Below are 13,025 nucleotides of genomic sequence, written 5' to 3' on the forward strand. Positions count from 1 at the left end.
TATTCTCAACTATAAGGATCTGCGGCATCACGCAAGCCATCCCCCAGGATGTTGAGCGCAAGAACGGTAAAGATGACAGCCAAGCCAGGAAGCAACAACCAAGGAGCCAGGGCAATCGACTGAAGATTCTGTGCTTCTTGTAAGAGTACACCCCAACTGATAGCAGGCGGACGCAAACCGAGACCTAAGAAGCTCAAAAATGTTTCGTTAATGATCATTACAGGAATAGCCAGAGTACTGGTGGCAATGATGTGACTGGTGAAGGTGGGTAGCATATGTCGGAAGATGATTCGACTTTGGCTGCACCCGGAAAGTTTTGCGGCCATGACGAAGTCTTCTTCTCTCAATGACAAAAACCTACCACGAACCTCCCTCCCTAGTGTTGTCCAGCCCAACAGTGAGAGGATTAGCGTGATCGCAAAGTAAGTCTGCTCTACCGTCCAGTCTCTGGGCAAGGCTGCAGTCAAGGCCATCCAGATGGGAATAGGTGGCAGTGATTGAAGGATCTCGATCAACCTTTGAATGACTAAGTCGGGCCAGCCTCCGTAATATCCTGATATTCCACCGAGCAGGATTCCAAGAAAAATACTTAGCCCAACTGCGACCAGCCCGATTGAAAGTGAAACTCTGGTTCCATGCATAAGTCGAGACCATTGATCTCGGCCTAGACGATCGGTACCCAGCAGGTGAAACGAATTTCGAGCGGATGGTTTTTCAACACCAAAGAGGTGTAGATCTGTTTTGAAAAGCCCAAAGACCTCGTATTCATAACCACTTGTCAAGAAATGAAGAGGTAAAATTCTCTTCTCATCGACACCCCATTCCATCTTGAGTGTTGTCTTATTCCGTTTCCCTTTAAGTGGTTTAACATGGATTTGGAAACTTCCATCATGGAAAAAGGATATCCCCTGAGGCGGCATGAAAGATTCACGAGCACTCGATTTGTTGGGATCTTGAATACTGAAGAAATCTGGAAACAGAGCAATCAGAATGATTCCAAGCAACACAAATGCACTGACTAAAGCTAACCGATGCTTCTTAAAACGCCACCAGATAAGCTTCCAATTAGGAGCTAAGTCAAAGGCCTCATCCTTGACCGTTTCGTTGACTTCATTGCTCAAGGTGATTTGAGAAGTCATCTGTAGGCTTGTGCAAAATGATTCATACAGGCATCCCCGCTTTGCCCCAATTGGCCTTCATTTCGTTAGGTTTTTCCCAGGTATTGGCTGGATAGAGACGCTGCCAATTTCTATGATGCCCAGCATGATCTGGAGTAAGTGTCATGTAGGGATATGATTTTTCTTGATGACCCTGAACCAGACCCTCCATCAACGATTTGGTTAACTCTGCTTCCATGTGGTTGCGGATATCATCAAAATCAGGATCAAGAAGTAGGTTGTTTTGTTCGAGGGGGTCCGCTTCCATATCAAATAAAGTACTGAGTCCATTTTTGTAGCGTGATAATTTCCAACGCTCTTCAAACCACATTAGCCCAGCACCTGTAGCTCCAAACAGGTTTTTACGAGCCTGCTGCTCAGGCTTTGTGGAGATTACCTGGGAGTCCTGAGCTATCATATTTATTCCCGCATGACTGAGGATTGTTGCGTATAGATCTGTCAACGAAACCAAGCTCTTGGATTGTCCAACCTGATAGGGTGTTCCTTTCGCAATCAGCGGTATACGAGAAGAGGATTCGTAAAATAAAGCCTTACCAACCATGTCGAAGTCACCGAGAAAATCACCATGATCTGATGTGAAGAAGATTAGTGTCTCACGCTCAGAATTCTGCTCTTCTATAGCACTTAAAATTTGTCCGACTTGGTGATCAATGATCTGAACCAAACCTGCATAGTGTCGTCGAATGGTCTGTTTGGCTAATTCTGGAAACTCTCGAAAATCTGCTTGAGCTGATCCAGTGAGGTGGGCTTGAATAAACCCCTTTTGAAAGTTCTGACTGTCTGCGGTTCCAGGAATTGAAAAGGGAAACTCTTCTGCCGGACGCATGTAATCAAGAATTTCTGAGGGTGGGTTGTAAGGATCATGTGGTCCTGGGAAAGCCACCCACAGAAAGTATGGTCTATCCTGGCGGAAATCCTTGATAAACTCCACACTCCGATCTCCAACCCAAACGTCCACTTGGTGTTCCAATGGGATTGGGTTGACGGAAGCCATTCGGCCCGCTCGGTAGCCAGGTTCTTCTGTGCCAGCAAGCTTCCGAAGATCTCGTGCTGCCAAATAATCAGCGTAGTCATCCTGAATATGGATATGGCGCTTGTCTTCAGCAATCCAACGATGACTGAATCCCTCCTCTTGGTCCCAGGGAATGAAGTGCATCTTGCCGATGCCTTCATTATGATAGCCATTTTCTAAAAGGGCGTTGGTAAAACTGAGAAGACCACAATCTTCATGGTCTGGGCGCAGCCAGTAGTTGTTCGTTAATACTCCAGTTGAGAGGGCGTTGTGTCCTGTGAGTAGAGATGCCCTAGCTGGAATGCAGATTGGGGAGGGAGATAAGGCCCGGTTGAATTGTAACCCTTGTTGGGCAAGCATATCGATATTGGGAGTTTGAACGAATTTGCTGCCGTAGCATCCAAGAAAATCAGGCCTGAGTTGATCCGGCATGATCAAAACAATATTGGGTTTGTTTTCTAGCTTTTGTGACATTTTACTCCTCGTCCAGTCGAATTCTGGGATCCAGCCAAGCCAAGAGAATGTCAGAAATCAATGTGCCAACCACTGCTAGCATCATGTAGAAGAGAATGATTGTGCCTGCCAGAAACATATCCTGGCTGATCAGAGCCCTAAGCAACATAGGGCCTATGGTGGGCAAATTCATTACCGTTGCGACAATTACACTTCCAGAAAAGATAAGAGGTAGATACCAACCAATCGTACTTATCAGGGGGTTCATTGCTAAACGGACAGGATATTTCATGACGAGATGCCACTCGGAGAGACCCTTGGCTCGTGCCATCTCCATGTACGGTTTTTTTAGCTCGTCGAGTAAGTTGGCCCGCATAACTCTGGCAAGACGGGCAGTTCCATCCAACCCAAGAATGACAACGGGAAGCCATAAGTGCTGCAACAAATCTACGACTCGATCCCAACTCCAGGGAGCATCGATGTACTCTGCTGAGAAAAGTCCTGTGACGCTCACACCATAGTATTTAAAGGCTATCCACATCAGGACTAAAGCCGTCATGAAAGTTGGAGTGGCAACACCGAAGTAATTAAAAACAGTGAAGAAGTAATCAAAAAAAGAGTACTTGCGTGTGGCTGAGAAAATTCCAATCGGGATCGCAATCAACCATGTAAATACAAAAGTCCCCAAGCCAAGGGCGAGGGTGAGCCCCATGCGTTCACCGATTAGTTCACTAATGGGACGTTGCCAATCCAATGATACTCCCAGGTCTCCAGTCAGGATTCTTCCCATCCATTTGAAATATTGGAGGTACATGGGCTGATCAAGGCCATAGAGCGCACGCAACGCATCAATCTGGGCCCTTTCCATCGAGGATCCCGATGCTGCCAATTCAGCAATATAGCTGGTTAGAAAGTCACCAGGAGGAGCTTGGATCAAGAGGAAGGCGATGACAGAAAAGATCAGTAGCAGGAACGGCAACAGCAGGAGCCGCTTGATGATATAGATTAACATTCAGAAATGTCTGGGACAGACGTTTGGAGTGCGGTCTGGCTCCAAAAAGAAGTCAGACCGCTAGGAGTGTGACTCAGCGTGAATAGAAATACTGTTCGAGACGGGTATCTCCTGGAGTACGCAGAGGCCAATCGTTTCCAGCAACGGCTGGAACATTGCGCAGCTTATCATTCGCAACTAGAACTCCCTGAATCATTGGGGTCATCCCAACGGTTCCAATTTCCCAGACATTATCAGCCCAGATTTGGAAGAGTTCTTTGGCCAGGGCGATTTGCCGATTACGTCCAGAAGTTTTGGCTTCATCAATGATGTCGACCAAGCGCTTGATTTCAGCAGGTGGAGCTTGTCCTTCCTTACCGCCGGATGCATACCACTTGGCAACTAAGGGTGCAAAGGTCAAAGCTGGATCACTTCGGGGATCAAACTTGGGTTGACCACTGAAAGGGAAGCCCGTGGTGTCTTCGTTCCAGACTTCTGACATCAACTCATTGGCTGGGCGCATCGAGAAGTGTTGAGCTCGCTCACGAACTTCCACATGTGCTTTGACTCCGACTTCTGCCCAATTCTCCACAATCAATTGTGCGATATCTGTCCAAGCACCAAATTGAGGGACCACCCCAATTTCAATGTCAAGTACCTGTCCATTGGACATAAGACGATGTCCATCGCTGTTTTTGTTTGGAAGAACTTTATCCAACATTGCCGAAGATTCTTCTGGATTGAACTCGGTATAGCGGAAGGCGTATTCATCTCCAGGGTAGTAAGGGTGGAAGGGAGCAGGGACTCCTTGACGAGCTTCACCAAGGCCGAAGAATGCTAGCTCCTTGATGGCATCTCGATCAATTGCGTGAGAAAGCGCGATGCGGAAGTTCTTATTGCGGAAGTATTCACCTTCAGGGCCTATCCACGTTTGGTTCAGCATCACAACTGCATCTGAGCCTCCAAAGGTTGGCCAGGTAACCACACGATAGTTTGCGTTGTTCTCGTTTTCTTTGAGAACAGGATAACTACTCATGTTGATGTGACGCCCCTGAAAATCAATCTCACCAGCAACTGCTGCAAGGTTCAAAGCTTCCTTGTCCGCAAAGAAGGTAAAGCGGATTTCGTCAATATAGGGCAGTTGGTTGCCCTGTGGATCGACTCCCACGAAATACGGATTACGTTTGATCGTGAAGACCTGGTCCGAAACAGTTGTTCCATCTGGAACCCAAGCCGCCATGCCTGGTCGATTACCGCTCAAATGCGGGAGTGCTTCCACCGCGAATAGTTGGGTCCAAGTATCAAAACCTGCTGCTTTTACCTTGGCATCCAAGCTAGCCTTGCTGGTATGGTCAGGATGGAATTGCTTCAAATAATGAGCTGGAACAAATACTAGATTGCTGATCGATTTGTCAGCACCATCCAGGTTCGCCATATTTAGCAGGAAGGCTGTGTTTGGCTGCTTGTAAGTCCACTTGACCAAGTAGTCCGAAAGCTTTTGGACTGAGGCCAATGAACCATCTCCGTTTTTCATCCAGCCAACACCACCGGGCATTAGTTCTTGGTTCATCAAAATATTGTCGTACCAGAACATAATGTCATCAGCGTTGAATGGAGTGCCGTCTGACCATTTAGCGCCTGGCCTGAGGCGAATAATCCATTCTGTGAAGTTTTCGTTAGATTCCCAACCTGCTGCGATATGAGGAACAATCTGGCTTCCGTCTGGTGCATAACGAACTAGTGCGTCGTAGACGGCTCTTGTGTAGTTGTTGTGGTCACCTGGACCAAGGAACGCACGACGGAGTGTGCCACCGTATTGACCAATTTCGTCAACAACAGGCAGCATCAATGGAATCTCAGGGAGACGCTCATTCAATGGTGGCAATGTCCCGGCTTTGACCATTGCTTCGAGATCGGGGGATTCCCCTGCAATTACTCCTGTGCTCCCAATGATTGTAGAAAATCCAAGAGCAACGAGAGATTTGAGAAAAGTAGATCGTTTCATGAAGTGTCCTCTTTTTACTAACTCCAGTTAGTTAAGATTTTTGGAATGAAATGAACTCATTGGACAAAAGACTGCTGTCATTTACCCGTAATTTAAAGCATAGGCAACTCCATTGTTATATGATTAGAGTAGCGAAGCTGAATCTTGGTCCAGCAACAAGGTAGCATGTGAGACTGTTCTCAGGATGGAGCCTGGCCTAGATTCATCCACCGGCTCAGAAAGACAGGCCTTTACTGCCGAAGCCTTCCTCGCTTCAGGAACAATACAAAGGATGTGTACTGGAGACAGAAGGGCAGGAATTGTCAAGGTAATCGCTTGTTTTGGTACTTCATCCAGTGAATTAAAATGCCCTTCACCGACCTGCTGAAGCTGACTTTCTTCTGCTAGATCGACGATTTTTACCCAATGTGGGTCATCAAAATGTGCATCTGGGGGATCGTTGAAGGCGATATGCCCGTTTTCTCCCCACCCCATTGCGACAAGATCAGCAGGATGTTGACGAATCAATGCCTCATAGGCCTTGCAGGCGGAATCCACATCCGCAGGCTCACTCGGAATCGGATGAAAATGACCAGGATTCGTAAATTGAAGAAAATGGTTTTCTAAGAACAGAGGGAAACTGGCTGGGTGTGATGGATTGATTCCAATGTACTCATCCATGTGGAAGATTCTGACCTTCTGCCAATCAACATCCCCCAAACTTCTCAAAGCTTTTAGAAAAGTTAGTTGAGAATTCCCAGTTGCCAATATCAAGTTAGCGAATCCTTTTTTGTCAATTGTCTCCCTCAAGATTTGTTGAGCTTTATTTGCCGCTGCCTGTCCGAGTTCTTCGTTACTAGCGTACAATTCAACAGGTAGTTGGTCTACGAGCCATCGTTTTTGAGGATCAGGTGTAGTCATGTTGTTTCTCCAAGTTCATCAAGGATTTGAATTGAATAAATTAGGGCTCTGGGCAAATGAAAAGGATCCTTCACTGGAAGAGTTTGTAAATAGGGAGTTGTCGGTTTTCCCGCCCGATCGAGATTGTGAAACCATTCACCTGAATCCCAATTGGGAAAGTGAGTGAAGCTGTAATCATGAATTTTCCAGTACCAATCCTCAGCCCATTTTTCTCTGGTATGAGCGTAAGCCATCAGCAGAGCTTGTAGACTCTCAGTGTGGGGCCACCATATTTTACCATGCGGATTGTGCCACTTGGGCTTCCCATCTCCAAGATGAGTGGCAAGAACTAAACCTCCAAATTGTTGGTCCCAGCCGATCTCCAGATGTGTCCGAATGGTTTCCAGTAATAGCGGAATTTTTTCTGAGAGGCCGTGGTAACGGTAGATCTCTTCCAAAAACCACATGCTTTCCACCACATGCCCTGGAATCGTTGTCTGCCCAATATCACTTGAATCTTTTTGACCACCAGAAACAACGAACTCATGAAGTTGGCCGGACTCAGGATCAAGATGTTGAGATAGAATCCTTTCTGCCAATTCAAGGGCTCGCTGCTTAATGTCATCTCTGCCACTCAGGATTCCCAGTTCATGAAACACATGTGCAAACAACATCAGGGGGCCATGGGACTGGAATCCAGTTGGAATTGGGTGAGGCATTGTCCTTACTAGGCGATGATCCTCCAACTTGGGACTCGCGTGGGTGTAAGCCTCCAAAGCTATGTCTAGACTCTTTGAGTGACCGGTTGCTTTCGCATATTCTGTCAGCCCATAGATACAGAAACCATCTACATAGATAGATTGAGATTCTCTTGCAGGGGTACCGTCTGCGTTTAAACTAAAGTGCCAATCTCTGTCAGTGTTCCTCCCATAATCTGTTAATAATTTTGAGATAGGAGTTGCCATCTCCAGCCATTTATAGTCCTGATCAATGTCATTAAAAAGTTTACTCAACACCCAAAGAGCTCGGCCTTGTGACCAAAGATATTTTTCGGTGGAGAGGACTTCACCATCATCCTGAACACAATTGTTTAAGCCCCCGTATTTCTGATCAATCAGTTTCGGAAACCAGAATGTGAGAACATGCTCAGTGAGATGTTGGTGCAAAAATTTTCTGAGCTCAGGCCAACTGAGACGAATTCCAGTGGTTGGTCTCATATTGTTTCAGGTATTAGTTTGAGAAGAGCTGAAGGGATTTTTCGATCAACCTTATCACCCATAAAATCAACATCTCCACTTTCACTAAATCTTTTCAGCCCAACCATTTTGATAAGAGTGTCATCCACTTGCTCTAGAGGAGTATATTGGGGATGTCTAGAAGTTTTGAACGGATTATTACGTGCAGCGTTGTAGCAACAAATCATCGCCCAGCGAGGATCAGGAGAGTGGTTTTGACCCGAGCAATGCAGAAGATTGCAGTGAAAAAGCAATGTGTCGCCAGGTTCTAATTCTACAGCGACTCTGTCGAAGCGTTCTACAGCGATCTCTACTCTTTCAGGGTCTGCGCCGGATTGCTCTCCAGCTAAGGAATGATCGAGGCGGCCTAGAATATGACTTCCTTTCAGAACTTCGAGACAACCGTTGCTCACTTTGGCAGGATCCACCGCAATCATAGCGCTCGTCATGAGAGGTTGGAGGCATCCATAGTGATACCAATAACCATAATCTTGATGCCATTCCCAAGCTCCTCCAATTTTAGGATCTTTGAGGATCATCTTTGAATGGTAATGGTAGACCTCTCCACCCAGCAGCTCTTCCATTCTGCCTACAAGCTTTTTGCACCGGGCAAACATTCCATAAATTCCATCTCCTGGATGATTCCAGAGTGTAAGACGGACTTTGGCACCTGACCTGTCTTTTCTTCCTTGGCTTCGAAGATCCAATTCCTGATCATCTTTGGCAGTTTTCTGAAGTAGTTGGATTTCATCGGAATCGAAAAGGTTTCTTTCGATCAGAAATCCATTTTGTTCAAAATCTAACAGTTGTGTTTGAGTCAGAAGTGGCATTTGTAAGTTTTTTTTAAACGACAAGTTACTGAATAAAATACTCTGAATGTTCTGTTCGAATTCGCTCAATATCCGAAAAAATCACGCTGAGGTGATCTTGGATGGCTCTCACAGCTTCATCTGGTTGGTGCTGAATTATACAATCAACAACCCGTTGATGTTCATCAGCAATTTCGTAAATCCTTTCTGGGAGCGGAAGGGTTAAGTGCCGAACACGGTCCATGTGGGATTTTGCGATGTTTGTGATTTTCCAGAGTCTGTTTTGGAAGCGGAACTCTGCAATTGTTTTATGAAAGAGTTCATCCAATTCGAATAAAAGATTTTTATCAGCAGTGCCTAAAGAATCATTGAACTCTTGAAGACGAGTGTTCAGTTGCTTATGTAATTGGGAATGACCCTGCTGTGCCGCAAATCGGACCGTGGCGCTTTCCATGGCTTCACGAATGAAATGACTCTCACGGACTTCTTCCATACTAATTTTGGAAATACGTGTCCCAGATTGAGGATAGATCTCGACAAGGCCTTCTTTCTCCAGTTGCAACAGTGCTTCTCGAATTGGTGTACGGGAAACCTCCATTTGTTCACTCAGATCTTTCTCGCGGATGGGGGAACCCGGTGGAATCTCACAATGAACAATCAAGTGATGTAGAGTTGAGTGGACTTGGGGTACGATAGGTAAGCGACGATTAATACAGATCGTCTCAGTATCAGATTTTTGTGGAAGAATACCCATGATTATTTTTATGAAAATTTATCATTTCTATAAATTCTCGATGTATTGATATATTAGTTTTTTTCATAAAGTCAACCAAAGTTTGGGGCTTGGTAGAACTGGATCAGTGGAGCTTATGTCTTTGGCTTAGTTCCTAAAGTGTTGGAAAAAGTTTTTGTTCAAAAAGAAAAATGTCTGATTTTGATGGTGAATCTCAAGACCTTCTGGTCTGTTGAAAAATTCAATCAATCGATCATTAATAGTCAACGTCGCATTTTCATTGTTATAAAATTTAAGTTGTCCATTGATCTCTTGAATAAAATCATTGTCAATTGAAACTTGGTTAAAATGGAATTTGAAATCAAAAAACCTAAATCGGGTAAATAGTCGTTGAAAAACATCACTATCAAAATAAAATTTTTTAGAGTAAGTGATATGCTTATTTTGATTAAACATTAAATTTTTAGAATTTGCTGTAAATTTTCTGCAATCAAGATCTAAAAGTAGATATATTAAACTTAATTTAAAAATACATTCATCGAAAACCATTCTTTTTGTCAAATTTAGAATATGAGATTTTTCATGCATTGGAATTTCAATGATAAATTTATTAAAATTTAGGGAGAGATTTAAAATATCTGAAGAGTAACCTTCAGCAAATAACTTAGGTTCATTTGGGCCCCAATCCATTGAAAGATTTCTTTCAATATTTTGTTTTACTTGAATATTGAACGTTTCAACGTTTTCTTTAAGGTAAATAAAACAAATACAAAACAAAAAAATTAAAAATAATATTATATAGATAAAAATTGATTTTCTTCTCATTTATTTTGTAAACCAAATTAGATAATTTTTAAATTTATTCTGAGATAGTTGAAATTTTTCATTTAAGAAATCATGAATGATAATTGATAGATCGTAATGATTTTTCTGTACAAGCATCCAATCACAACTTGAGACTATTTCCTTTAATTCTCCGTGTTGCATATAGGTATGAATCCCATTGGGGGTAACATATCGTACCCTCGCGGAATTAGGACATCGATTTTTCACATATTCTGAAAAAATCTCCTGATATCCAATGTCAGTGGTGTAGGGCCGAATTGATTCTGAATTTGCTCGCCAATAACTGTATGTGCCCTGAGTAAGAATTACAAAAGAAAGTAATCCCATAAATAATTTCTTTTTATGAACTTGGAAGTTGATTCCTAAAACTAAAATCAAAGCAATGGTGGGATTTAAAAATTGGAAATGGTGAGTATTTACTCTTAACCCAAGGAAGAAAAAAAGAAGTGAAAACAGATTAATAAGGCCTATAAAATATGCTAAACTTCTCCAAGAGATATTGATTTTCTGATCAAATCTATTGGTTAAAAAGTGAAAACTGAAAGAAACTACCAATAGTATACAAACAATTGTTGAAATCTTGAGAAGAGGTAAAAAATATTGATTTTCCGGAGAAATTATTGTTCCATAATCCAAGAATTTTCCAGTTTCTTGGGTCAATCCCCAACCTCCAATATAACTCGTATATTCAAGTAAGGGTGCTGTGAAGTCTTTGAATATTGTCGAGTGTGTCGGTGCTTTTGATGAAGGGTTTAAGATGCGAGTATGAATTAACCATGGAGATATTAAAATGAAATGGCAAATAGCATGATTAAATAAATGAATTAGTTTTGGTAATTTATTTAATATTATTATCGTAATTCCAAATGAAAATACCAATGAAATTGCTTGTGGTGACATCTGAACAATCAAATTTATAATTAATCCAGATATGTGAAAAAAAATGGTTTTTTCAGTGTCAAAAAACTTAAATGTAAAGATAAATAAAAGAGTCATAAAAAAGGGAATTAGATTTGGATTCCAGAGAAATGATCCATAATATAAACCCCAAACATTTGTAATACTATAAGCTCCAAATAAAATTGCAGAACTAATATTTAATTTAAGATATAAAAAGGTTGTAAAAATTAAAATTGATATGACATTAATAAACGCTGTAAAATAATATAACCCAATTGGATCCTTTAAAAAGTAATATACTGGTGACATAATATAATAAAATGCAGCAAATGATGGTATCCCGTTGCTGTGATTGTATCCAACTAAAGGAAACTGCCCGTCAATAATCTTTTGGAAAACCTCAATTGCTGCTCTCTGGTCGTGCCAGATACTATTTGCTGGCACTGTCCAATAGTAATAATAAGATGTGCCTGTTATGAAAAAAATCATAAATAACAGGAACGTAATCAGCTGTTTAGACATTAAGAAATGATCTTTCTTTTACAAATTTGGTTAAATGATGATTAGAAAAAATTCTAAATATTTATCTGTATTAGTTGCTTGTTTGTTGACGAGTTCTTGCTTCGTCCCAGAAACCAAACCAAACCAGAACTACGATTGTCAATTGGTTACGAAGGAATGGTCACTTGAAGTCAAGGGTTTAGATAACTCTGATTCAATTGTGATTGAAGGACTTTCTGGAGCAACACGGGGTTGCCAAGATGCTGAGTGTGTTTTGGCAAATTTAGTCATAGTGACTGCAGGTGCAATAACTGTATCCGCAGGTTCTTTGATAGTATCAGGAAGTGTTGTGGTCGTTGGAAATACTGTTCACTGGCTGGAGCAACAAGGATCCTGTGATGACAGCATCACTCAGAAAACTGTGGATGGGTTTGTTTCAGGATTGAAAGGAACCGGGGGTTACTTGATTTCGACGAGTAAAGGCATGTTGGAATGGCTAACAAGTCCTCTTTCTAGTGATTGATAGAATTCTATTTCGTTGAGTCTCATAAAATCGGGCTCATTCGAACCCAAGCTAAGCAAACAATTTATTCCCTAAGCTTTGGATCAGTCGCTGTTAGGAATTCATCGGTGAGGGATACATTACACTGAGCCAAAGCATTTTCTAGTTTGAATAGCCACCCATCCCCGAATTTAGTTACCAATTATAAACAGGTGCAGCTGCAGCTTTGTAAGCAGCTTTTTCTTAAGAGTTGGTACATAGATGGTACCTCCTGTCTTTTTGAAGTCTTCATAAGTTGGCACTTGCTTACACATTGGGAAAGCTAGAGCAGTTGTTTTCTGATGCTGGAAACTATCAAACAAAATGAGTTGGTGCGTTCTTGGAAACTGCTGCCATCTTGCTTGATTAAAGAACCACAAAGCTCCATGTAGGCATGTCCATCCAACGTGATGTGCTTCAAATGCTCGTGGAACTTCATCCCCACGATATCCCTGATGCCATTTTTCCCCGTAAACTACGCCAGTTGCGATAGAGATACAGACCTCAGGCCAGGAAATTGGGGTAGGATTCTCTCCCATTGCCTTCACTAATTCAATTTGGACATCCACTTTAATGGTCCTGACTAGGCAATCCGTAACTTTAATGCTTTTTATTCGCTATTCTAGGCGATAGCTCTTCCAAGAAGAAGAAAAAGTAGCAAAAAAGTCGTAATTGCATTGAGAAATCGTTCCAACCAGCATTGGACTTTTGGTAGCAAAAAAGTCGTAAATGTGGGCAAAAAAACACAGGTAGGATCAATTAACAGCAAACAAAAAATCAGTATAAGATTCTGAAATGATTACTGTTATTGATTGTAAAATGTTGGCTATTTTGGCCTTGGCGGGACTTTTAAGCCGTTCACTTCATTTGGTGCCCGAATCTGTTTCTTTGTATTAGTGATATCTTTCCACCCTCCACTCCAGTATTGGAAATTGCCATCAG

12 protein-coding genes are annotated in these 13,025 nt (G+C 42.4%); 1 reads left to right on the plus strand and 11 read right to left on the minus strand.

Translation table 11 applies throughout. From position 1 onward, the window contains the following. Positions 1 to 5: 5 nt before the first annotated feature. The 10 genes from P8O70_05785 to P8O70_05830 form a co-directional block, all read right to left on the minus strand. Complete coding sequence (locus P8O70_05785) at positions 6 to 1,139, minus strand: ABC transporter permease (protein ID MDG2196387.1); 1,134 nt, start codon at positions 1,137 to 1,139, stop codon at positions 6 to 8. A 22-nt stretch (positions 1,140 to 1,161) separates the two neighbouring features. After that, positions 1,162 to 2,664 (minus strand): sulfatase-like hydrolase/transferase, encoded by a 1,503-nt coding sequence (locus P8O70_05790; GenBank protein ID MDG2196388.1) that lies wholly within the window; start codon positions 2,662 to 2,664, stop codon positions 1,162 to 1,164. A 1-nt stretch (position 2,665) separates the two neighbouring features. Beyond that, positions 2,666 to 3,655: an ABC transporter permease gene (locus P8O70_05795; GenBank protein ID MDG2196389.1), complete on the minus strand. Its 990-nt coding sequence runs from the start codon at positions 3,653 to 3,655 to the stop codon at positions 2,666 to 2,668. Positions 3,656 to 3,728: 73 nt separating this feature from the next. Then, positions 3,729 to 5,639 (minus strand): ABC transporter substrate-binding protein, encoded by a 1,911-nt coding sequence (locus P8O70_05800; GenBank protein MDG2196390.1) that lies wholly within the window; start codon positions 5,637 to 5,639, stop codon positions 3,729 to 3,731. Between the two features lie 123 nt (positions 5,640 to 5,762). Next, positions 5,763 to 6,539 carry a glucosamine-6-phosphate deaminase gene (locus tag P8O70_05805; GenBank protein MDG2196391.1) on the minus strand — a complete coding sequence of 259 codons (777 nt, stop codon included), beginning with the start codon at positions 6,537 to 6,539 and terminating at the stop codon, positions 5,763 to 5,765. Then, positions 6,536 to 7,735, minus strand: a complete 1,200-nt coding sequence (locus tag P8O70_05810) for an AGE family epimerase/isomerase (protein ID MDG2196392.1) — start codon at positions 7,733 to 7,735, stop codon at positions 6,536 to 6,538. Before P8O70_05810 ends, P8O70_05805 begins: the two co-directional genes overlap by 4 nt. Beyond that, on the minus strand, positions 7,732 to 8,583 hold the full coding sequence (locus tag P8O70_05815) for a phytanoyl-CoA dioxygenase family protein (GenBank protein MDG2196393.1): 852 nt from the start codon (positions 8,581 to 8,583) through the stop codon (positions 7,732 to 7,734). The genes P8O70_05810 and P8O70_05815 overlap by 4 nt, the downstream gene beginning before the upstream one ends. A 25-nt stretch (positions 8,584 to 8,608) precedes the next feature. Further along, a complete protein-coding gene (locus tag P8O70_05820) occupies positions 8,609 to 9,316 on the minus strand; it encodes a GntR family transcriptional regulator (protein MDG2196394.1) in 708 nt (235 codons plus the stop codon). A 126-nt stretch (positions 9,317 to 9,442) separates the two neighbouring features. Next, on the minus strand, positions 9,443 to 10,120 hold the full coding sequence (locus P8O70_05825) for a hypothetical protein (protein MDG2196395.1): 678 nt from the start codon (positions 10,118 to 10,120) through the stop codon (positions 9,443 to 9,445). After that, the gene (locus P8O70_05830; protein ID MDG2196396.1) at positions 10,121 to 11,485 is read right to left on the minus strand and encodes a hypothetical protein; all 1,365 of its coding nucleotides are present in this window, start codon (positions 11,483 to 11,485) and stop codon (positions 10,121 to 10,123) included. Between the two features lie 163 nt (positions 11,486 to 11,648). On the opposite strand from P8O70_05830, the gene P8O70_05835 reads away from it, so the two are divergent. Beyond that, complete coding sequence (locus tag P8O70_05835; protein MDG2196397.1) at positions 11,649 to 12,065, plus strand: hypothetical protein; 417 nt, start codon at positions 11,649 to 11,651, stop codon at positions 12,063 to 12,065. A 170-nt stretch (positions 12,066 to 12,235) separates the two neighbouring features. Here P8O70_05835 and P8O70_05840 read toward each other — a convergent pair whose 3' ends face one another. Then, positions 12,236 to 12,652 carry a hypothetical protein gene (locus tag P8O70_05840; GenBank protein MDG2196398.1) on the minus strand — a complete coding sequence of 139 codons (417 nt, stop codon included), beginning with the start codon at positions 12,650 to 12,652 and terminating at the stop codon, positions 12,236 to 12,238. Positions 12,653 to 13,025: the final 373 nt, after the last annotated feature.

The sequence above is a fragment of the SAR324 cluster bacterium genome, from assembly GCA_029245725.1.
Taxonomy (GTDB): domain Bacteria; phylum SAR324; class SAR324; order SAR324; family NAC60-12; genus JCVI-SCAAA005.